The organism is Enterobacter sp. EC_64, assembly GCF_019584165.1.
Classification (GTDB): Bacteria; Pseudomonadota; Gammaproteobacteria; order Enterobacterales; family Enterobacteriaceae; genus Enterobacter; species Enterobacter roggenkampii.
Map to the genome: position 1 here is coordinate 1 of NZ_VDAS01000035.1, position 21,726 is coordinate 21,726.

The 21,726-nt window shown below is 61.2% G+C and carries 17 protein-coding genes and 2 pseudogenes; 7 read left to right on the forward strand and 12 right to left on the reverse strand.

From position 1 onward, the window contains the following. Positions 1 to 346: 346 nt before the first annotated feature. The 4 genes and pseudogenes from FHC52_RS20175 to FHC52_RS20190 all read right to left on the reverse strand — a co-directional run. On the reverse strand, positions 347 to 1,231 hold the full coding sequence (locus tag FHC52_RS20175; RefSeq protein ID WP_008501339.1) for a hypothetical protein: 885 nt from the start codon (positions 1,229 to 1,231) through the stop codon (positions 347 to 349). After that, positions 1,231 to 1,968, reverse strand: coding sequence for a DUF3944 domain-containing protein (locus FHC52_RS20180; RefSeq protein ID WP_126287573.1), 738 nt, complete (start codon positions 1,966 to 1,968; stop codon positions 1,231 to 1,233). The genes FHC52_RS20175 and FHC52_RS20180 overlap by 1 nt, the downstream gene beginning before the upstream one ends. Positions 1,969 to 2,186: 218 nt before the next feature. After that, positions 2,187 to 3,308, reverse strand: coding sequence for a cupin domain-containing protein (locus tag FHC52_RS20185; protein WP_023326636.1), 1,122 nt, complete (start codon positions 3,306 to 3,308; stop codon positions 2,187 to 2,189). 136 nt (positions 3,309 to 3,444) lie between these two features. Further along, positions 3,445 to 4,053 (reverse strand): annotated as a pseudogene (locus tag FHC52_RS20190) (ATP-dependent Clp protease proteolytic subunit); the annotation flags it as partial. A gap of 82 nt (positions 4,054 to 4,135) precedes the next feature. Here FHC52_RS20190 and FHC52_RS20195 point away from each other — a divergent pair. Both FHC52_RS20195 and FHC52_RS20200 read left to right on the forward strand, forming a co-directional pair. Further along, complete coding sequence (locus FHC52_RS20195) at positions 4,136 to 4,522, forward strand: VOC family protein (RefSeq protein WP_126287572.1); 387 nt, start codon at positions 4,136 to 4,138, stop codon at positions 4,520 to 4,522. A gap of 179 nt (positions 4,523 to 4,701) precedes the next feature. Next, positions 4,702 to 5,319, forward strand: a complete 618-nt coding sequence (locus FHC52_RS20200) for a response regulator transcription factor (protein WP_220420229.1) — start codon at positions 4,702 to 4,704, stop codon at positions 5,317 to 5,319. A gap of 3 nt (positions 5,320 to 5,322) precedes the next feature. On the opposite strand, the gene FHC52_RS20205 is transcribed toward FHC52_RS20200, so the two are convergent. The 5 genes from FHC52_RS20205 to FHC52_RS20225 form a co-directional block, all read right to left on the reverse strand. Beyond that, a complete protein-coding gene (locus FHC52_RS20205) occupies positions 5,323 to 10,905 on the reverse strand; it encodes an ATP-binding sensor histidine kinase (RefSeq protein ID WP_220420230.1) in 5,583 nt (1,860 codons plus the stop codon). Positions 10,906 to 10,914: 9 nt separating this feature from the next. Beyond that, positions 10,915 to 11,295 (reverse strand): response regulator transcription factor, encoded by a 381-nt coding sequence (locus FHC52_RS20210; protein ID WP_008501346.1) that lies wholly within the window; start codon positions 11,293 to 11,295, stop codon positions 10,915 to 10,917. 20 nt (positions 11,296 to 11,315) lie between these two features. Further along, positions 11,316 to 11,579: a XapX domain-containing protein gene (locus FHC52_RS20215; RefSeq protein ID WP_024909507.1), complete on the reverse strand. Its 264-nt coding sequence runs from the start codon at positions 11,577 to 11,579 to the stop codon at positions 11,316 to 11,318. Further along, positions 11,576 to 11,797, reverse strand: a complete 222-nt coding sequence (locus tag FHC52_RS20220; RefSeq protein WP_024909508.1) for a DUF1427 family protein — start codon at positions 11,795 to 11,797, stop codon at positions 11,576 to 11,578. Before FHC52_RS20220 ends, FHC52_RS20215 begins: the two co-directional genes overlap by 4 nt. Positions 11,798 to 11,858: 61 nt before the next feature. Continuing rightward, complete coding sequence (locus tag FHC52_RS20225; RefSeq protein WP_008501349.1) at positions 11,859 to 12,545, reverse strand: hydrolase; 687 nt, start codon at positions 12,543 to 12,545, stop codon at positions 11,859 to 11,861. Between the two features lie 218 nt (positions 12,546 to 12,763). On the opposite strand from FHC52_RS20225, the gene FHC52_RS20230 reads away from it, so the two are divergent. The 4 genes and pseudogenes from FHC52_RS20230 to FHC52_RS20245 all read left to right on the forward strand — a co-directional run bounded on the left by FHC52_RS20230 (position 12,764) and on the right by FHC52_RS20245 (position 17,510). Beyond that, positions 12,764 to 14,635, forward strand: coding sequence for an amidohydrolase (locus tag FHC52_RS20230; RefSeq protein ID WP_128302000.1), 1,872 nt, complete (start codon positions 12,764 to 12,766; stop codon positions 14,633 to 14,635). Beyond that, positions 14,635 to 15,042: pseudogene (locus FHC52_RS20235) on the forward strand (DoxX family protein). Before FHC52_RS20230 ends, FHC52_RS20235 begins: the two are co-directional and overlap by 1 nt. Further along, positions 15,039 to 16,658 carry an MFS transporter gene (locus FHC52_RS20240; protein WP_220420231.1) on the forward strand — a complete coding sequence of 540 codons (1,620 nt, stop codon included), beginning with the start codon at positions 15,039 to 15,041 and terminating at the stop codon, positions 16,656 to 16,658. Before FHC52_RS20235 ends, FHC52_RS20240 begins: the two are co-directional and overlap by 4 nt. Positions 16,659 to 16,688: 30 nt before the next feature. Beyond that, a complete protein-coding gene (locus tag FHC52_RS20245) occupies positions 16,689 to 17,510 on the forward strand; it encodes an alpha/beta fold hydrolase (protein ID WP_220420232.1) in 822 nt (273 codons plus the stop codon). Between the two features lie 41 nt (positions 17,511 to 17,551). Here FHC52_RS20245 and FHC52_RS20250 read toward each other — a convergent pair whose 3' ends face one another. Together FHC52_RS20250 and FHC52_RS20255 are read right to left on the reverse strand one after the other, a co-directional pair. Further along, positions 17,552 to 18,946 (reverse strand): MFS transporter, encoded by a 1,395-nt coding sequence (locus tag FHC52_RS20250; protein ID WP_008501354.1) that lies wholly within the window; start codon positions 18,944 to 18,946, stop codon positions 17,552 to 17,554. A 50-nt stretch (positions 18,947 to 18,996) separates the two neighbouring features. Continuing rightward, the gene (locus FHC52_RS20255; protein ID WP_220420233.1) at positions 18,997 to 20,085 is read right to left on the reverse strand and encodes a cellulase family glycosylhydrolase; all 1,089 of its coding nucleotides are present in this window, start codon (positions 20,083 to 20,085) and stop codon (positions 18,997 to 18,999) included. Positions 20,086 to 20,270: 185 nt separating this feature from the next. Between FHC52_RS20255 and FHC52_RS20260 the strand changes: the two genes are divergently transcribed. After that, the gene (locus tag FHC52_RS20260; protein WP_063418343.1) at positions 20,271 to 21,278 is read left to right on the forward strand and encodes a LacI family DNA-binding transcriptional regulator; all 1,008 of its coding nucleotides are present in this window, start codon (positions 20,271 to 20,273) and stop codon (positions 21,276 to 21,278) included. Here the strand turns inward: FHC52_RS20260 and fosA are convergent. After that, positions 21,264 to 21,689, reverse strand: coding sequence for a FosA/FosA2 family fosfomycin resistance glutathione transferase (gene fosA / locus FHC52_RS20265; RefSeq protein WP_063616366.1), 426 nt, complete (start codon positions 21,687 to 21,689; stop codon positions 21,264 to 21,266). The genes FHC52_RS20260 and fosA overlap by 15 nt on opposite strands. Between the last annotated feature and the right edge of the window lie 37 nt (positions 21,690 to 21,726).

Consider the following 21,726-nt stretch of genomic DNA (forward strand, 5'->3'; position numbering starts at 1 on the left):
CGGTCTAAATAGGCTGATTCAAGGCATTTACGGGAGAAAAAATCGGCTCAAACATGAAGAAATGAAATGACTGAGTCAGCCGAGAAGAATTTCCCCGCTTATTCGCACCTTCCCATGTATTACCTCATTATGGGCTGTAGGAAATTTGAATTAAGTTGCTGGTGCAATATTGGTTAACGGCAGGAGCGTCGAAAACTCCAATGATATTTCCTACCGTTTCGAGCAGACCTACCAATATTGGTCAGTGAAGAGAAAATAGAGGATGGGACTGACAAAATGTGTCAGAAAAAAATATGCTTCAAGAAATAAGAAGAATACCTGGAAAAAGTTCCAGGCATCATCATGATTACGCTTTAAGAGGAAGGGGGGCGATGGAAACCAGCTCCTGGAGCAGTAGCGCGTTATCTTCCGATTTAAATAACAGACGCAAATCTTCCTGCTTACGGGTAAAGGCAAGCGACTGTGGCTCAACGCGACCGCTGATGCTCTCCTTAACTTTGCTATTACACCACTGGCGATAATGTTCCAGCGTGGCAGCATAGCGGCGTGAGTTTTCGCGCATCAGGTGCTCTGCCAGCCTGAATTTTCCGTAGCGATCGCAAAGTTGGCTCTCAATGTAGATCGCTTTTGGCACCAGATCGAGCATGAGAGTAATGAAATCCAGAACCTGTTCTAAATGCCTGTCGCTGAGTTTATCGGCAAAGGAGAGCAAGTTATCAATAAACGAGAGAACCTCGTTGCGTTCATTGCCCATTCGGACAATGAGGTGTGCCGCAACGTCATGCGTCTCATCCACCAGCGTGCGATCCAGCAACATAACGCGAGCAGACTCCACGACGCCAAAGTAGCGGGACAGTTTATCCATGTAGAAAATAACATTCTGCGCGTGCACATCTTCGGAGATCAGATCCATGCTCTGCTGCAGTTGATCAATTTTTTTCGACAAATACATGGTTTGTACCACCATTGCCCCCACGATGATCCCCGTGGAGACGCCGACTGCAGCCAGCTGAACGGTCTGTGCCATTTGTATAAGTTGTTTGATGTCGCCAATCGAGGCCGTTTCCAGCACCACCTCTTTTAGCGGAAGGTGTTGAGCGATCCCGCTTTTACCGGACATGGCGTGCCAGTACGCTACCCCATCACGAATAATGACGTGCCCGGTTTCCAGCGCGCTTTGAACCTCTTTGTACACATTCACCCAGTCGATAGTAAGCAACGTTTCCTTCATCAAAAGAAATCTCCACCTTTGTTTAGCATTTGCTGGCGCATGGCAGCAATTTGCACCACGGCAGGCAGCGTAACGCGAAACGCCGGGCCGCTGATGGCCGGGATAGTCAGTAACGCCGTAATGGCCATGCCGATCGGACCGGCAAAAATCCCAATCGCGCGTACCAGTCCCGCATTGGCGGCCAGCGCCAACCCCCTGCCCAGCACCGCTTTCGCTACGGCATTCGCTACGATCATCGCCACCTGGTAGGACATAAATCCGCCCATACGGATTGCGGTGATGATTGCCGTCAGTGCCGCACCACTAGCAAGATTCCCGTCAATTTTGAGTTCGCGACGGATGTTGCGGCGCTCTTCCTCATTCATTTTATCCCAGGAGTCAGTGAATAATTTTGCGAGAAGGGCCTGCTCAATATCGACAGTATCCGCAGAGAAATCGGTTTTAACGGAGAGTTTCTTGCATACGTCCGTCAGGATTACTTTATAAAGCACGCCGTTACCACGGAAGAGGTTAACAAAGGTATCGCCACCGAAATGTTGTAGCTCCGCCCCGATGAGTTGCCAAACCTGCTTATAGTTTTTACCTGCATCCTGAAATGCTTTCTCACCCGTTAAGGACTCAGTGTAACGCGTCGACCCGTCTTTATCCGTGGTGAGATAGTTAACCAATACTTCCAGCATCTCGTTGTCTGAGTAGCGAAGTAGCTCCAGGTCTTGATCTGTTCTGTATTTTCCCATTATCTCTTACCAGCCGAAGGCTATTTTCAGTTTTAATTGCGTAATTATTAAGGGTGCCTGATAGGTGTTAACGGCATTTGCAGAAAAAACTGCAATGAAAACCCTTCTCTTTTTAGGTAGTACAAGAATAACCGCAGGTAATGACAGAACATGTCAGCGGAAAGCAGAAAAAAACGGCCTTAACCCGAAAGCTAAGGCCGTATTGACGGTAAACGTCACTACTCGTCGAAGTACCAGTATCCCTGGTTAATCAGCCCGGTAAGCTCTTCTACAAACGCCGGGTTTTTCAGCGCATCGCCCAGCTCGGCCTGGCCGAGTTCGGTGTAGCGGCACAGCGCATCCGCCGCCTTCGCGTCTACCGTCTCCAGCTGTTCGCTGTTGATGAAGAAGCTGCCGTTGATGTTCAGCACGCGCAGGCCGCTCAGGCGAGACAGCGTTTCGCCGCCCTGTAGCGCATCCAGCACCTCTTCCGGCGCGTACGGCGGCTCGGCGGCGGCGATATCCAGCTCGTGGCGCGGCGTGGAGACAAAGCTGCCAAACCATTTTGTGAAATCGTCCGGCTTGCCGATCATGTCGATCATCATCTGACGGATGCGATCGAGCTCGTACTGCTCCACGCGGCCCGGGTGTTCGCGGCAGGTCAGATCCGGATCGCTGTAGTGCTCGCCGCCCAGATCGTTTTCCAGCGCGTAGTCGGCGAAGCTGCTGATCAGATCGCGGCCGTTCGGCCCGCGGAAGCCGACGGAGTAGTTGAGCGCCGTTTCATGGGTAAAGCCGTCGTGCGGGAATCCAGGCGGGATGTAGAGGATATCGCCCGGGGCCAGATCTTCGTCAATAATCGGCTCGAACGGATCCACATGCAGCAGCGCCGGATGCGGGCAGAACTGACGCATCGGCAGCTTGTCGCCCACGCGCCAGCGGCGGCTGCCCATCCCCTGAATGATAAACACGTCGTACTGATCGATATGCGGACCCACGCCGCCGCCCGGCACGGAGAAGGAGATCATCAGATCGTCCAGACGCCAGTCCGGCAGAACGCGGAACGGACGCACCAGCTCTGCGGCGGGCATATGCCAGTGGTTCACCGCCTGCGCCAGCAGCGACCAGCCGGTTTCGCCCAGATCGTCGAAGTGCTCAAACGGGCCATTGCTGGCCTGCCATTTACCGTTGAAATGGCTCACCAGACGGCTATCGACCTCCGGCTCCATCGCCAGCCCTGCCAGCTCGTCCGGGGTAATCGGATCGACAAAATTCGGGAAGGCATTTTTCAGCACAACGGGTTGTTTTTGCCAGTATTTCTCAAGAAATTCCGGCCAGTTCAGGTTCAGTTGATACGCCATGGGTAGCACCAGTGAGAGGGGAAACAGGCGCGATTATAGGTAAGAAAGCAGAGGGGGAACTTGTCATGGGTCAAACGAGGGCGTGTAGGTCGGGTAAGGCGTAGCCGCCACCCGACACGTACACGGCGGTAAAAACTTAGTCCAGCTTCAGCTCGTCATAATGGGTGATCAGCTTGCCCACGATGCCGTAGTCCAGCGCTTCCGCCGGGGACATCCAGAAGTTGCGGTCGGTGTCTTTTTTCACTTTTTCCAGCGGCTGGCCGGTGGCGTCAGCGATCAGCTTGTTCACGCGATCCAGCATGCGGATGATCTCGCGCGCTTCGATCTCAATATCCGTCGCCTGACCGCGCACGCCGCCCAGCGGCTGGTGGATCATAAAGCGGGTATTTGGCAGCGAGTAGCGGTGCTCTTTTTTCGCGGCCAGGAAGATGGTGATCCCGGCGCTCGCCACCCAGCCGGTGCCGATGACGTGCACTTCCGGGCGAATGAATTTGATGAAGTCGTGGATGGTGTCGCCCGCTTCCACGTGGCCGCCCTGGCTGTTGATGTACAGCTTGATCGGATCGTTGCTGACGCTTTGCAGCAGGATCATCTGGGTGATCACTTTCTGCGCCAGCTCCTGGTTGATCTCACCGGAGATCACAATCGAACGGGACTCCAGCAGTTTTTGCTGCAGAGCGCCCGCGCCGTTTGACCCTTCCGCTTTATCCTTGTCGCTTTCTTTCAGTGTGTAGTGCATTGTCTTTTCCTCAGCTTGTCGCGCTCAAAACCAGAGTGTAGCCTGTTTTACCGGTGAAAGTCCTCACCGACACATCACGAGGGAACTTATGCATATTGCCCATGTTGCACTCTGGACCCGCAGCCTGAACGCCCAGGTTCAGTTCTGGGAAACGGTTTTTAATGGCCGCAGCAACGAACGCTACGTCAGTAAAAATCGTCCGGGGTTTGAATCACACTTCATTACGCTGGATGACGGTCCGACCATCGAGCTGATGACGCTACCGGATCTGCCCGACGCCCCTGCCCACCCGGAGTTTATCGGCTGGGCGCATATCGCCATCAATGTCGGCAGCAAGGCAAAAGTGGACAGCATGGCCGAGCGAGCCCAGGCCAACGGCACGCTGCTCAGCGCTCCGCGCCTGACCGGAGACGGCTTTTATGAGGCGGTGATCGCAGACCCGGACGGCAACCGCATTGAGCTTGTCGGTGCATAAAAACAGCGTTTCGTTCCTTCACCGCCCCCGCCCCGGCTCGCTATACTTCATACGGTTATCATATTGTTAAATGATAATGATAGTTAATGTGTTAAGATGAAAGGCAGCATAAACAGTCTCTTACGTCGCCGTAGTGACTGTTTGCATCCTCGACATGTCAATCAGCACCGGGGCGGTGAATGGAACACATTGTGTATGTGGTAGATGACGATGACGCCGTCAGACAGTCCGTGATCGGGCTGCTGGAATCGGCAGGCCTGAACGCCATCGGCTTTTCATCGGCAGAAGCGTTTCTGCAATACCGCTTTGAGGATCTGCCGTCGTGCGTGATCCTCGATATGCAAATGCCCGCCATTTCGGGTTTTGAGGTAGCAGACGCCCTCAAGGAAAGCGGGCGCGAAATCCCGATTATTTTCCTCACCGGCCACGGCACCATCCCGATGTCGGTGCTCGCCATCAAAGGTGGCGCGTACGAATTCCTCACCAAGCCCGTCGAATCTAACGCGCTGATCGACGCCATCGAATCCGCACTGCAGCTGGCGGAAAACAACGCCGAGCGCAATAAAGAGCACTACGCCCTGAAGCAGCGCCACATGTCCCTTACGCCGCGCGAGCACGAGGTGCTGACGCTGGCGATAAGCGGCATGCTGAACAAGCAAATTGCCGCCGAGCTGGGCGTCAGCGAGATCACGGTGAAGGTGCACCGCCGCCGCGTGATGGAGAAAATGCAGGTGCGCTCCGTGGCCGAGCTGGTCAGGGCCGTTGAGCGCCTGACCAAAAGCCAGCCCGCGGAGTAACGTTTACGCTTCCTGCGCGGCCAGCGGCAGCGCGAAGGCAAATACCGTGCCGTGCGGCTCCCGGCGGCGCGCGCTTAGCTTCCCGCAGTGGCGCTCGATAATGCTGGCGCTGATGGTCAGCCCCATCCCCATTCCCTGCGGCTTGGTGGAATAGAACGAGTCAAAAATCTGCTCCAGCCGCTCGGGCTCAATGCCGCTGCCGGTGTCGGCGATCTCAACGATCACCTTCCCGTCCGCGTTGCTGGTGCTGAGGGTGATGGTGCTGGCACGCTCCTTCACCTCGGCCATCGCCTCAACCGCGTTCATCACCAGATTCAACAGCACCTGCTGGATCTGCACGCTATCGCCGGAGATAAAGCTGTCGCTGGCGTTCAACAGATAATCAACGCTTATGTGTCGCTGCTCCAGCTCGCTGCGCGAAAGCGTGATGATATGGTGGATCAGGGAGTGCATGTCGATGCGCGAGAAGGTGGGATCCTGCTTGCGCGTCAGGGACTGAATGCTGCGAATGATCTCCCCCGCCCGCGCGCCTTCGGCGGCGATCTCTTCCAGCCCTTCCCGCACTTTATCCAGCCGGGCGGGCTCGCGGTTGAGCCAGCGCAGGCTCGCTCCGGCGTTCGAGACGATCGACATCAGCGGCTGGTTGATCTCATGGGCGATGGAGGAGGTCAGCTGTCCGACGGTGGTGGCTCGGGACACCCGCGCCAGATCCGCCTGCGCCACCCGCATGGCATCCTCCGCGGCGCGCTGGCTGGTGATATCGGTGATGATGCCGTAATACTCGTTCACCTCGCTGCCCACGCCCACCGGATCGCCAATGCCGAGGATGTAGCGCGTTGAGCCGTCGGGACGCTTAACGCGAAACTCCGCGCGCATCGAGAGCCCGTCGCGCACGCTTTGGGTAACAATGGCGCTGATGCGGGCGTAATCGTCCTCATGGACGAAGGTCAAAAACTCCGCCATGGAGATCGTCTTTTGCTGCTCGGGCAGGCCGAGAATGCGGGCGTACTCGTCCGAGACAAACATCAGATCCTGCTCCAGCTCCCAGCGCCAGCTGCCGGTGTGGCTGATCTGCTCGCCCAGCATCAGCGAGGTCTGGCTGGCGCGCAGCTCTTTCTCCACCCGGCGGCGCTGGATGTTCTCCGCCAGCAGCTCGGCGTACAGCCGCGCCGTCTCCAGGGAGACCGCCGCCTGCGCGCCCAGCAGGCTGACCACGCGCGAGTGCTCGGCGGTAAACACTTCCGGCATCAGGCGGTTTTCCAGGTACAGCACGCCCACCAGCCGCGCCTGTTTGAACATCGGGACGCACATCACCGCCGCCCCCGAGGTCACCAGATAGGGGTCCTGGCTGAAGGGGTGAAACTCCTCCGGCCTGCCGGTGCGGATCTCCTGCCCGGTGCGGATCACCGCCGCGAGCACCGACAGCGGCAGGTCGGTCGCCGTCGGCACGTCTTTCAGGATCCGCACCCGCACGCCGTCGGTGCTGGTCCAGGCGCTGGCCTCGATCTCCGGAATGAGGCTATCGCTCACGCGAAGCAGCAGGCCGCGCTGCGCCCCGGCGCGTTCGAGGAGGATCGTCATCAGGTTTTCGATTAAGCGCTCAAGGTTGATCTCTTCCGACAGCGCGCGGGAGGCTTTGATCACGCTCTGCAGATCGCGGATGGTCTCGTTCTGGGCGAACGCTACCGTGTCATAGGCGCTCGCCTGCCCGGAGGCCAGCAGGTGCGGGAAATCCTGCTCCAGCTGGCGCACTTTGGCCTGCGCGCCCGCCCGACCCCAGGCGGCAATGGCGCCACGGAAGTGTGCGTCTGAGGCGGTCGGGTAGCCGCAGGCGAGCGCAAAGCGCCCTGCCAGCTCGTGGGCCAGGGCGTTAATCGGATTAAATCCGCCCTCGCGGGAGAGCCGGACCGCCTTCTCATACTGCTCAAGTGCGATGCTGTTCATCCCGTCCAGACGCACGATTTCGGCGTAGATAAGCGCCTCTTTATCCGCGAACGTGCCGGGATTAATGCGCGCCCAGAGGGCGATTTTGTCGTAATGGGCGTGAATGCTGCGGCGATGGTTCGCCGAGAAGGTCTCCGGCGTCAACTGACGGGAGAGCGCCAGGGCGCTGTAGAGATGGTAATCCAGCAGATGGATGTGCCCCGGCGCGGACCACGCGTACCACCCCGCCATCTCCAGATCCGCCTGCGCGTCGGCGTACTCGCCACAGGTAAAGTGCGCCATGCCGCGATAGAGCCAGTACCAGAACAGCATGGTGGAGGTCTGCTCCGGGGCCTGCTCCGGCGACGCGGGAAGCAGCGCCTCGGGCAAGACCTGCGACGCGGTCCAGGTGCCGATGACCGGCGTGCGCAGGAACTCAACGTAGCCGCGCTGCACCATCAAAATGCTTTCCACGTCCTGGAAGTGGGTTTTACGCACGAACGCCAGGCCGCGATCGATGCTGGTCAGCACCCCGTCCAGGTGATCGCCCCGCGAGAGGAAGTTGATCACCTGGTGGCAGGCCGCAAAGCAGGCCATCGTCATATCCCCGTGGGTGACCGCCGCGCTGAAGCAGGCTTTCGCGCACTCGATGGTGAACGACAAAGGCTGGGTCCAGACGCTGAGCTGGTCGAGCGGCAGCAGGGTCTTGGCTTCAAAGGCATCGTAGCCGTGGCGGGTCACCAGCTCGCGGGCCAGCGTGCCGTACTGAAACCCGAGGCGATACTCGGCGTAGCGGTGGCCCATCAGCACGCCAAACCAGGCCATCGCCGTGGTGGAGGCGCCGGTGATGCCGTGGTCGAGGGTCAGGTGCATCATGCGGCAGAGCAGTAAGAAATGCAGGCGCGGGCAGATGAAGCTGGCGCAAATGCTGGCGCTGTAGAGCAGGTTCATCACCGCTTCGGTTTCCGGGTTCTCCATCCGCGAGAGCGGGGCAAAGAGATGTTGCGGCGCGTCATTTGCGCGGTTGCAAAAGCGTTCCCAGGCCTCGTCGCAGTCGGCATCTTCCGGATAGCGGCCAATCTGGATGCCAAACACCCCCAGCCAGCAGAGCGCCGCCTCCAGCGCCAGACGGCTGTCCGACTGGCGAATGTAGACTTCCACCAGCAGGTTGGCCGCCAGCGCTTTTTCGGTCAGCCCGCCGGGGCAGCCGAGGATGGCGTCACACAGCTCGCGGGTCCGCTCCAGGTGCCCCAGCGCAAACTCGCAGCCCGCCTCTTCGATATCGAGCATAAAGTCCGACACCGTCCCGGCGTTGCCCAGCGCTCTGGCGGTCTGGATATAGCTCAGCGCCGAAAGATAATCTCCCGAACGCTTCGCGCGTCGCGCGGCCAGCAGGCTCAGCTCGCGGAACCTCTGGCGCTGCGGGGCGGGCTGGATGCTGTCCAGCGCGGCCGTGACGTGATGTACGGCGCGGAACAGCAGCTCATTCCCCGCCGCCTGGCGCGCGGCGTCGGCCAGCAGGCTGGCGGTGGTCAGGTGAAGATGGCTTTTCTCATGCCGATCCAACAGCGCAAAGGCGGCCTCCTGCACCCGGTCGTGGGTGAAGGAGTACGCTTTCTCCGTCAGCACGATAAGCTGCGCCATCACCGCCGGGTGCAGCGCATAGCGCATTTCCGCCATCGACATGCCGACCACGCGGCACATCATCTCCATCTCGCCCGTGCCGCCGAGACAGGCGATGCTGCCCAGCAGGCGGCGCGTCTCGTCGGGCAGCTCTTCGAGCTGCTCCAGCACCAGGGTGACCACGTTTTCGGTGTAATGCCGGGCGCGGATCGCCTGCAGATCGTAATGCCACTTGTCCTGGTATTTGTTATGCACCACCAGCCCGTCGTCGACGATGCGGCGGAAAAATTCATGCACAAAAAGCGGGTTGCCGCCCGTCTTCTCGTGGATCAGGGTGGCGAGGTCGGTCGTCGCCGCGCTGCGGGTGCGAAACACCGTTGCCAGCCAGCGCGCCACGGCTTTAACCGAGAGGGCCTGCGGGACAATCTCGCTCGCGTGCTGTGCCGCCTCCGGCAGGCTCGCCAGCTGCTGTTGCAGCGTGGGGTCGGACAACGAGCCGATATCGCGGTGAGCGACAACCACCAGCAGCGGGATGGCGCCGCAGTTCACCAGCAGAGCGTTGAGCGTTTGCAGGCTGGCGGCATCGCTCCACTGAAGATCGTCCAGCACCAGCACCAGCGGGCAGCCCTGCGAGGCAAAGGTTTTCACCAGCGCCAGCACCATATGGCTGAATCGCGCCCGGGCATCAATAGAAAACGTATCCGCCGAGAAGCGCGGCTTGCTCTCCAGCAGCAGGCCCAGCTCGGGCACCAGGCTGACGGCCAGTTCTTCATAGCCTTCCAGGGCGCGCGAGAGGCGGATTTTCCACTTCGCCACCTCGTCTGCCGGCAGCCCCAGCAGGTGCAGCGTCAGGGTGCGGAACGCGGAGCTTAATACGCCGTAGGGCAGCGACGGTGAAAACTGATCGACTTTGCCCACCGCCAGCAGCACCGTGCGCTGCTGCAGCGTTTTGAGCGCCGTCGCAATGATCGAGGATTTGCCGATCCCCGACGGCCCGCCGATGGTCACCAGCTCCGGCACGCGGTTCTGCCCCACCCGCTCAAACGCGGCAATGACGTCGTTCGCCTGCGGATGGGTCGCGAACAGGGAGTCCGCCAGATGGATCGCCGGGGTACGGTCCTGCTGGCCGGGGGTAAAGGCGACGATGTCGCCCTCGCAGGTCAGCGTCGCCTGGCAGCGGCGGAGGTCGGCAATCAGCCCGTCGACCGTCTGGTAGCGGTTATCGGGGTGCTTTTCCAGCAGCTTCAGGATGATGGTCGACAGCATCCCCGGCACGTCCGGGCGTATCGCGTCCGGGGCCAGCGGCGCCGAGGCGATGTGGTAATGCGCCCAGTTGGTCTGGTCGTCCTCTCCCAGCTCAAACGGCAGGCGGCCGGTCAGGAGTTCATACAGCACCATGCCGAGGCTGTAGAGATCGCTGCGGTTATCCACGGGACGCTGGGTGCGGGAGGTGTGTTCCGGCGACATCCACGCAGGCGTACCGCCCGAAACGGCAAGCCGGGTCTGGGAGAAAGCATCGGAGAGCGTGCAGGAAAGGCCAAAGCTGCCCAGACGGCAGGTGGCATCGTGCTGAACAAAAATGCTGCCGGGCTTGATATCGCCGTGGATCAGGTTTTGCAGATGCATCTGGCGCAGAGGGACGCAGATCTGGATCGCCAGCTCGATAAAGCGCGCGATCCCCGAGATCGCCCTGCCCGCGCGCCGCGCCAGCAGCTCAAAGGAAAACGGGGCGTACACCAGCGCGAAGCGCCCCCGGTACTGGGTGGAGGCGACGGCGCGAATGGCCCAGCTGTCCTGCAGCATATCGCGCAGCGCAAACTCGTTTTTGAGCAGCCGGGTAGCCCGCTCTTCCTCTTCGTCGCTCACCGCGGTAGCGATAATGAACGAGCCGCCGGAATGAGGATGTCGCGCGTGCATCCAGGCGATTCCGCCCTCCTGCGCCAGCACGGTAAAAATCACATCCTCTTTAAGGACAAAAACCCGCCCCTGGTGAAGATTCCCCTGGGCGGGCCAGAATGCAGGCTGCTCGTTTTCGTTCATCCGCGATCCTTATTGTCGGCGGGCCAGCTCCCGCTGGATATGATCCAGCAGAATATCGATGTTAATGGGCTTACGCAAAAAAGCAGCGGCGCCCAGACCGAGAGCGTACCGCTGCATATTTTCATCAGCATGACCGGAGATAAAAAGCACGGGCGGAGGCGGTACGGCCAGCAGCCGCAGCTTGTCAAACAGCTCAAGGCCGCTCATGCCCCGGAGCTTGATATCGGTGATCACCAGCGCCGCGCCGGACAGGGCAAGCGGATGGCTCAGAAATACCTCTGCCGAATCAAACGTGTCGGTTGAATAGCCTTCCGACTCCAGGAGATTACTCAACCCGCTGCGGACGGAACGTTCGTCATCAATGATGGCAATGCGCCACGGCAGCGTCATGCTGTTATTCCTCTAACCAGTCATTTAACGTCGCGAGGGTCCTTCGCGGGCGCAGGGGGCGCCGTGCCGCTGATTTTCGGTACGCATTCGTGACGAAACCAGGCGAGGGTGAGCGGTTCGCGACTCAGTAAACGTCGTCCCACCGGGATGAGCTGTTCACCCACCAGCATGCCAAACAGGCCAAGCAGGGCGACAACCGGCGGTGCCGGGGAATGGACGTCGAGCAGAGCGTAAATTACCCCAGCAACCACGCCGCACACCAGCGAAATTATCCATGCTTTCATGATGACGCTCCCGTCTGCGATGCCGCCTGCGGAACGGTCACCTGAGGAGGTGGGGCGCCGTCGCGGGATAAGAGATGGCGCGTCGCCTGTTCACCCGCCAGCATCCCCAGCAGACCAATCAGCGCCAGCGCGGGCGGCGCGGGGGAGCGCACCTTCAGCACGGCATACATCAGGCCAATCAACACGCCTGCCGCAAGGGATATCAGCCCAGTACTCATCGTGAACTCCAGAGAAAGAGGCAGCGGCGAGCCGGATGAGGGACCAGCCCGCCGACGGGACTTAGCGAGCCGGAACCGGCGCTAAGGTGCGGTGCTCGCTCTTCTGGCGAGACGGCGCTTTGTGCACCATGGTGTAGGCGTAATCCACGCCCATGCCGTACGCGCCGGAGTGCTCGCGCACGATGTCCATCACCGCGGTGTAGGTCTCTTTACGCGCCCAGTCGCGCTGCCACTCCAGCATTACCTGCTGCCAGGTTACCGGGATCACGCCCGCCTGGATCATGCGCTGCATCGCGTAGTCGTGGGCTTCTTTGGAGGTACCGCCGGACGCGTCCGCCACCATATAAATTTCGTAGTCGCCTTCCAGCATCGCGCACAGGGCAAAGCTGTTGTTGCACACTTCGGTCCACAGACCGGCAACCACGACCTTCTTCTTGCCGTTGGCCTTCAGCGCGTCGCGCACCTTCTGGTCGTCCCAGGAGTTCATGGAGGTGCGCTCCAGAATGTCCTGACCCGGGAACACGTCCAGCAGCTCAGGATAGGTGTTACCGGAGAAGCTTTCGGTCTCTACGGTGGTGATGATGGTCGGGATGTTGAACACCTTAGCCGCTTTCGCCAGCGCCACGGTGTTGTTTTTCAGCACCTGGCGGTCAATCGACTGCACGCCAAACGCCATCTGAGGCTGGTGATCGATAAAGATGATCTGACAGTTCGCAGGGGTTAACACTTCGAGCTTTGAAGAGGTCATAGCATTTTCCAGTGGTTAAGGGTAGAAATCGCCGCGAGCGCCGCGACGATAAAGTCACCCTCATCCTGCGGTTTTCCCTCTCCGCGCGTAATTATCTCTTCGTATAGTTAACCTTAGGTATAGTTATACTTTGGTATACCTATCCTATTGTATAACTGGATCTTTGCCGAAACCGGTTCCCATAATCCTGACCATTCCCCTCTCAGTCAGGAGCAGTTATGGATACCCCAGGTAAAGCCGATCTCATTCTGGTTAACGGCCAGTTTCACACCGTCGATCGCGAGAATCCTGTCGCGGAAGCCGTTGCCGTGCGCGACGGAAAATTTCTGGAAGTGGGTACCGTCGCCGAGGTGATGCAGCACCACGGCGACGGCACCAAAGTGGTGGATTTGAAAGGCCACACCGCCATCCCCGGCCTCAACGACTCGCACCTGCACCTGATCCGCGGCGGGCTGAACTACAACCTCGAGCTGCGCTGGGAAGGCGTGCCCTCCCTGGCCGACGCCCTGCGGATGCTGAAAGAGCAGGCGCTGCGCACCCCGTCGCCGCAATGGGTGCGCGTAGTCGGCGGCTGGACCGAGTTCCAGTTTGCCGAGCGCCGCATGCCGACCCTCGACGAAATTAACGACGCCGCGCCGGATACCCCGGTCTTCATCCTGCACCTGTACGACCGCGCCCTGCTTAACCGCGCCGCGCTGAAGGTGGTCGGCTACACCAAAGACACGCCAAACCCGCCGGGCGGGGAGATCCAACGCGACGCCAACGGCAACCCGACCGGGATGCTGATCGCCCGTCCGAACGCCATGATCCTCTACGCCACGCTGGCCAAAGGGCCGAAGCTGCCGCTGGAGCAGCAGGTTAACTCCACCCGTCAGTTTATGCGCGAGCTGAACCGTCTGGGGCTGACCAGCGCCATCGACGCGGGCGGCGGCTTCCAGAACTACCCGGAAGATTACGAGGTGATCGCCGAGCTGCACGCGAAAAAGCAGATGACCATCCGCATCGCCTACAACCTCTTTACCCAGCGTCCGGGCCACGAGCTGGAAGACTTTGAAAAATGGACCGACATGCTCACGCCGGGCCAGGGCAGCGACTTCTTCCGCCACAACGGCGCGGGCGAGATGCTGGTCTTCTCCGCCGCCGATTTTGAAGATTTCCTCGAGCCGCGCCCGGATCTCGCGCCGGGCATGGAGGACGAGCTGGAGCGCGTGGTACGCCATCTGGTGGAGCACCGCTGGCCGTTCCGCCTACACGCCACCTATAACGAATCCATCAGCCGCATGCTGGACGTGTTCGAGAAGGTAAACCGCGACATTCCGTTCAACGGCCTGCACTGGTTCTTCGACCACGCGGAAACCGTGTCACAGGCCAACATCGACCGCATCAAAGCGCTCGGCGGCGGCATTGCCGTCCAGCACCGCATGGCCTTCCAGGGGGAATACTTTGCCGAGCGTTACGGCATCGAAGCCACCCGCCACACGCCGCCGGTGGCGAAAATGCTCGAGACCGGCGTACCGGTGGGCCTGGGAACGGATGCCACCCGCGTGGCGAGCTACAACCCGTGGACCGCGCTCTACTGGCTGGTCTCTGGCCGCACCGTTGGCGGGATGCAGATGTACGATCACAGCGCCCGTCTGGACCGCGATACGGCCCTGATGCTCTGGACCCAGGGCAGCGCGTGGTTCTCCAGCGAGCAGAATCAGAAGGGGCAGATCAAGGTCGGCCAGCTCGCCGACCTGGCGGTGCTGAGCAAAGACTACTTCCGCGTGCCGGAAGAGGAGATCAAGGGCATCGAATCCGTTCTCACGGTGGTCAACGGCGATATCGTCTATGCCGCGGGCAACTTCGGCCCGCTCGCGCCGCCGGCCATCCCGGTCCTGCCCGAGTGGTCCCCGGTGGTCAAGGTGCCGGGCCACTACCGCAGCGCGCCGCCGCAGGCCGCCCGCGTGGGTATGAGCGCCGTCCACCACTGCAGCGGGCCGTGCGGGGTTCACAGCCACCAGCATGACTTCGCCCGCACGTCAGCGATGCCGGTGTCCGACGATAACGCTTTCTGGGGGGCGCTGGGCTGCAGCTGCTTTGCATTCTGATGAAAAACACCACTATGCCGCCCCGGATCGACCTGGGGCTGTTCTTCCTGCGCCTGACCGGCAGCCTGCTGCTGCTCTACGTGCACGGCCTGCCGAAGGTGCTGCACTTCAGCGAAGAGCTGACGCGTATTGAAGATCCGTTCGGCTTCGGGCCTTACGCCAGCCTGATCCCGGCGATTGTCGCCGAGGTGATCTGCCCGCTGTTGATCATTGCGGGCGTCTAGACCCGCCTGGCGTGCCTGCCGATTATCGCCGTGCTGCTGGTGGCGATGCTGGCGGTCCACCCGAACTGGTCGATTGCCGAAGGGCAATTTGGCTGGCTGCTGCTGATTATCTTCACCACTCTCGCCCTCACCGGGCCGGGCCAGTGGCGGCTGCAGCGTAAGGCAACGGAGAGGTTCGCATGACCCAGGTTAACGACGTTCGCGACGCACACGTCGAGACGACGCCCGCACCGACGGTTTCACCCTGGCAGCCGCTGAGCCAGCCGGTGTTCCGCATGCTGTGGATCGCCACGGTGGTCTCTAACGTCGGCTCATGGATGAGCGACGTCGGCATCAACTGGAGCATGCTGACCCTGAGCGCCGACCCGCTGGATATCGCGCTGGTGCAGGCGGCCAGCAGCCTGCCGATGTTCCTCTTTGCCCTGCCGTCCGGGGTGATGGCGGACATCGTCGACCGACGTAAATACCTGCTCTTCTCCCAGCTGTGGGTGTTCATCGCCGCCGCCGGGCTGACGGCGCTCTCCTTCACCGGACACGTCACCCCCGCCGTGCTGCTGGTGGCGACGTTTCTGCTGAGCGTGGGCGCGGCGATGAGCTCGCCGCCGTTCCAGGCCGTGGTGCCCGATCTGGTGAGCAAGCCGGAGCTGGGCGCCGCCGTGGCGCTGAACTCGCTCGGGGTGAACATCAGCCGGGCGATTGGCCCCGCGCTGGGCGGTTTTCTGCTTTCGCTCGCCGGGCCGTGGATGGTGTTTGCCCTGAACGCGCTGTCCGTGGTCGGCGTGGCGTGGGTGCTGTGGCGCTGGCGTCCGGCGCCGTCCGTGCAGCGTCTGCCGCCGGAGCACTTCTTCTCCGCGGTGCGCTCCGGCATTCGCTACGTGCACGCCGCCCCGGTGCTGCGCAACGTACTGGTACGCACCGTGGCCTTCTTCGTTTTCGGCAGCGCGGGCTGGGCGCTGCTGCCGCTGGTGGCGCGCCGCGAGCTGGGCTTAGGCCCGGCGGGCTACGGCGTGATGCTGGCGTGCATTGGCCTGGGCGCCATTGCCGGGGCCATCCTGCTGCCGCGCCTGCGCCAGCGGCTGAACGCCGACCGGCTGATGGTGGCCGCCAGCCTGGTCTTTGCCCTCACCATGCTGGCGCTGGCGTTCGTGCGCCACGTCTGGCTGCTCAACCTGTTTGAGTTCTTCACCGGCTTCGCGTGGATTGCGGTGCTCTCTACCCTCAATCTCGGCGCCCAGCGCAGCGCCGCCCGCTGGGTGAAGGCCCGCGCGCTCGCGGTCTACCTGACGGTGTTCTTCGGCTCGATGACCACGGGCAGCGCCATCTGGGGGCAGATCGCGTCGCAGTTCGGCACCCCGACCGCGCTGGTGGTCGCCACGCTGGGGATGGTGCTGGCAAGCGCCACCGTGTTCCGCTGGAAGCTGGAGAAAGACCCGGAATTGAACCTCGACCTGAGCGGCCAGCCGCTGGACGGCGTGGAGATCGACCTGCCGAACGAGCGCGGCCCGGTGCTGGTCTCGCACGAGTACATCATTGACCCGCACAACGCGAAAGCGTTTTTGCAGGCGGTCCACGAGCTGCGCCGGGTACGCCGCCGCGCCGGGGCGATGAGCTGGGCGGTGTACGAGGATATCGAGCGCCCCGGCCTGTTTATCGAGACCTTCCTGATGGGCTCCTGGATTGAGCATCTGCGCCAGCAGGAGCGCCACACCATGAATGACCTCCTGCTGCAGAGCCGCGTTCTGGCTTTTCATCAGGGCACAACATCACCGGCTATTCGCTATCTGGTCGCGCCGGTATAACCCTAACCATCACCTGTACAGGAACACACTATGGCAACGTTTAAGGCAAAAGACGGCACGCAGATTTACTACAAGGACGGCGGCGCGGGCAAACCGGTTCTCTTCAGCCACGGCTGGCCGCTGGACGGCGACATGTGGGACAGCCAGCTGAACTACCTGGCCGAGCGCGGCTTCCGCGCCATCGCCTTTGACCGTCGCGGCTTTGGCCGCTCGGATCAGCCGTGGAACGGCTACGACTACGACACCTTTGCGTCCGACATCAACGACCTGATCACCACCCTGGACCTCCAGGACGTGACGCTGGTGGGCTTCTCCATGGGCGGCGGCGACGTGACGCGCTACATCAACAACTACGGCAGCGCGCGCGTGGCCGGTCTGGCGCTGCTGGGCGCGGTCACGCCGATCTTTGGTAAATCTGAGACCTTCCCGCAGGGTGTGGATCAGAGCGTGTTCGACGGCATTCGCGACGGGCTGCGCAAAGATCGCGCCCAGTTCATCAGCGACTTCGCCACCCCGTTCTACGGCATCAACGCCGGGCAGACCGTTTCCGCCGGTGCCCTGACCCAGACGCTGAACATCGCCCTGCTGGCGTCCCTGAAGGGCACCATCGACTGCGTGACCGCGTTCGGCGAAACCGACTTCCGCCCGGATATGGCGAAAATCGACGTGCCGACGCTGGTTATTCACGGCAGCAACGACCAGATCGTGCCGTTTGAAAGCACCGGCAAGCTGGCGGCAGAGATGATCAAAAACGCCACGCTGAAGGTGTACGACAACGCGCCGCACGGTTTCGCGCTGACCCACCAGGACCAGCTCAACGAAGATCTGCTGGCGTTTGTGAAGTCGCTTTAACTCTTTAAATGCGAAGCCTGATGGCGCTTCGCTTATCAGGCCTACAAGGGCTGGTCCTGTAGGCCGGGTAAGGCGCAGCCGCCACCCGGCGCTTTCGCAGACGCGTTCCGCTCCGCCAGCAGCCGACAAATCTCCGCGTGCTTCTCCTCGGTAAAGGTAAAGCGCGACATAAAGCCCATTCGGATCAGCGACCCTATTGCCGGCAGCAGGCAAATCCCGAAGAACAGCCCCGACAGCACGCTCTCGCTCTGAATTTGCGCCTGCGGCACGTAGCCGATCATCGTCAGAAACACGCCGATTAACCCGCCGCCCACCGCTACCGACATCTTGCCGGTAAAGGTCTGCCCGGAGAAGGTGATCGCCGCGCAGCGCTTGTGGGTGTGGTACTCCGCGTACTCGATGGTGTCGGCAATCATCGACGAGGTGAGGATGTTGGTCATCATCACGAACAGCGTGCTCAGGCCGAGCAGAATAAACAGCATCGTCACCTGCTGATAGCCGACAAACCACATCACCACGCGCACCGCCACGTCCAGCCCGCAGAGGATCATAAACAGCTTTCGCTTCTGCATCCGGCGCGTCAGCATCGGGGCGACCAGGCACAGCACCGCCGCGACTATTCCCATCACGCCAATCGCCATCTGCAGGCTGCCGTCGCCCAGGTTGTTGATAAAGAAGTAGATATACAGCCCGCCCGCCACGTTGTGGAACACACAGAAGAAGAACGACAGCAGGACGATAAACAGCGGCTTGTTCTGGCGCAGGTTGTGGAAGGTGTCGCGGATGGTCACCTTCTCCGGGCTCGGCGGCACGCGCTCTTTGATCTGCATAAAGCCGTTGAGCATCAGCGGCAGGCCCACCAGCATCATCACCAGCGCCGCCATAAAGTAGCCTTTATCGTTGCTGTACTGGGCGAAGAACGCCGCCAGCTTCGGGAAGAAGATGTTGGCGCAGGCAATCCCGGCGTTCACCCCGAGCATCGCCGCCGTCACCGCGCGGGTGCGCTGGGCGGAGTCGTTGGTCATCACCGACGACATCGACCAGAACGGGATATCGGAGATGGCGTACAGCGTCCCCCACAGGATGTAGGTCACCCCGGCGTAGAGGATTTTGGTGGTCATGTCCGCTTCGATTTTATAGAACGACAGCAGCGTGACGCCGGTGATCAGCAGCGGCGCGATCAGCAAAAAGTGGCGAAACTTGCCGAACCGGCTGTTAATGGTGTCCATAATGCTGGCAAACAGCGGATCGTGAACCGCGTCCCACGCGCGGGCAATCAGGAAGATGGTACTGGCCGCCAGCGCCGAGATCCCCAGCACGTCGGTGTAAAAATAGTTAATAAACGAACCCACTAAACCAAAGCTAAAACACTGACCTAAACCATAGCCAAAATAAGACCACAGCTCGCGAGACGGTATTTTCATTGTCATTGCCATTGTTATATGCCTGCCTGGTTGCCCGGCGGTCGGCCGCCGGGTCGATATTATTAGTCCTGCGCCTGCGGGGCGATCTTGCGCAGCTGCTGCATCAGGGCGATTTCACGGCGCGAGAACGGAATGCCGTTCTCCTCAAATACGTCGTGGAACCAGAGGCGGCAGTAGTCCGTGGACTCCTTCATCACCACCGGCCACGGCAGCCACGTCTGGGTTTTGCCGCGCACCAGCCCCCACTGGTACGGCGCGACCTTCGCCGCGTACATCAGCGGAAGCTGCTCTTCCATCGTGCTGCCCACGTGCCGCGCCAGCCATTCGGTGCAGAACAGCGGGCGACCAAGCTTTTGCAGTTGCTGAATAATCGCCGTCATGCGCCCGGTGTGGGTGTAGGCGTGGAAGCTCACCACGTCCGAGAGCGCCAGCGCGGTCTGGTCCAGCGGATGCTGGAAGAACGTCTCGCCCTCCTCTTCCGGCGGCAGACGCCACGCGCAGACGGTGAGCGGCTGGGTCGGGTCTTCTTCACGCACCCACTGGAATGCGAGCTTCATAAGCTTATGGGCGCAGGTCTCCAGCTTCGCGTCGTACTGCACCTCCTGCGTGCCCGTCGCGAAAATGCCGCGGTTGCCCGGCTCGTTGTAGAGATCCCACAACAGCACGCGCTTATCGTCGCGGAACTGGCGCACAACGTCGCGGATATAGCGCTCAATGTCTGCCCAGCAGTCGGGATCGCACACCTTGTCGCGCCCCGGGCTCGCCGCCGCCTGGCTGTTGTGTTTGCCCGGCACCGGCGGCTTTTGCGGGCCGAGGTACGGCTCGTCGCCGGAGAAGCCGCAGTCGTCCATCAGGGTCAGCATGGTGCTGAACCCGTGGCCGTCAGCAATCGTCAAAAAGCGGTCGATGCGCGCCATCAGCCCGTCGCGGTCGTGCTCCCAGACGATAAACGGCAGGTTGATGCGCAGGGTGTTGTAGCCCGCCTCCGCCGCCCAGCCCAGCTCGCGCTCGATGGTAGCGGCATCGAAGGTCTCCTCCTGCCAGATATCGGTCCAGTTCACCGCCGTCGACGGCAGATAGTTAAACCCGCACAGCCAGCCTTTTTGCTGATACCACGCCTGTGCCTGCTCCCTGCTCCACTGCTCTTTCATTACGCGTCCTCTTACTGATAATATTTAGCTAATAAATATTAGCTGCGGGATAAATGCGCAAATCACGGCGTTGAGAAAAGCGACGCCCCTCACAAAGTTCACGCTTCGATGAATGAGAAACGTGATCGACGGCGCTAAAGCGTGCGGTTAGGGTATGATGCGAATTCGCGAAAGGGAGAGGACGGATGAAGCGAAAAACGAAAGTGACGATGAACGATATTGCGCGAGCGGCAGGGGTGTCGCAGGCGACGGTATCGCTGGTGCTTAACCAGTCCCGCAACATCAAGCTCAGCGACGATACCCGCCAGCGGGTGATTAACGTGGCTACCGAGCTCGGCTACGACCGCCTCCCCGCCGTACACGCCCCGCGCAACCAGGAAGAGATCGCCCTGCTGGTGAGCTCCATGCAGAGCTTCGACCCGTTTATCGACGCCATCAGCCAGGCGCGGGAGGCCGCGTGGCGCAATGAGACGTTGCTCACCGTCTACGACTACGGCGACGACATCGAGCTGGCGCTGAACATCATCCGCCAGCTGGAGAAGCGCAACTGCATCGGGATTGTCCTCGCCTCACCGGTCACCACGCTGGTGGACATGACGGCATTCCAGGACTGCACCCGCATCCCGCTGGTGCTGCTCAACCAGCGCGACCCCGGCTCGCCGCTGCTGCCGTCGTTTATCCCGGACGACTACGCCAACGCCTTCCAGGTGACGAAACACCTCATCGCCTGCGGGGCCACGCGCATCGCCCACATCACCGGCGAGAGCTGGATGGAGGCCTCGCGCCAGCGTCTGGCAGGCTACCAGGCGGCGCTGCAGCAGGCCGGACTCGCGTGCGACGACGGCCTGGTGCGCCAGACCAACTGGCAGTTCAGCGAGTCCTTTACCGCGACGGCTTCGCTGCTTGAACTGGCCGAGCGCCCGGACGCCATCTTCTGCGCCAGCGACTGGCTGGCGATTGGCTGCTATCAGGCGCTCGCGGTGAACGGCGTGCGCATCCCGCAGGATATGCTGCTGGCGGGCTACGACGACCAGAAGATCTCCGAGCAGCTCACCCCGCCGCTGACCAGTATCCAGCTGCCCTACAGCGAGCTGGGACGGCTGGCGGTGGAGTACCTGTGCAATCAGGAAGATGCCGCCACGCACGTGACGCTGGCGGGCAGGCTGAAGGTACGCGCCTCAAGCCTCGTCTGAGGTAAACACCATACCCGCGTAGGGCTTCTCGCGACACGCCGCCAGCCGCGCGGCGAGGCTGCCCACGTGCAGCTCCAGCTTGTGCCCGTCCGGGTCGAGAAAATAGAACGACGCCCCCTCGCTTTTGTTCTGCTTCCAGACGGTGACGCCCGCCTGCTCCAGCCTTTGCGAGAACGGTTCAAAATCCTCTTCCGCCACGGTAAACGCGTAGTGGGTGTAGTCGCTCTCCTGCGGCGGCACGTACCGGCGCGCCTCGTCGTACGACAGGCAGACCCACAGTTCGCCGCAGGTGAGATAGGCCCCGGTATTCCAGCGGGCGTGCAGGGTCAGCCCCAGCAGCGCGTGCCAGAAGGTGACGCTTTTTTGCAGGTCGCTGACCGCGAGGGTCAGGTGGTTGAGTGATTGCAGCATGACGTGCCCTTTTGTTTTTCGCGCCGGACGTGATACG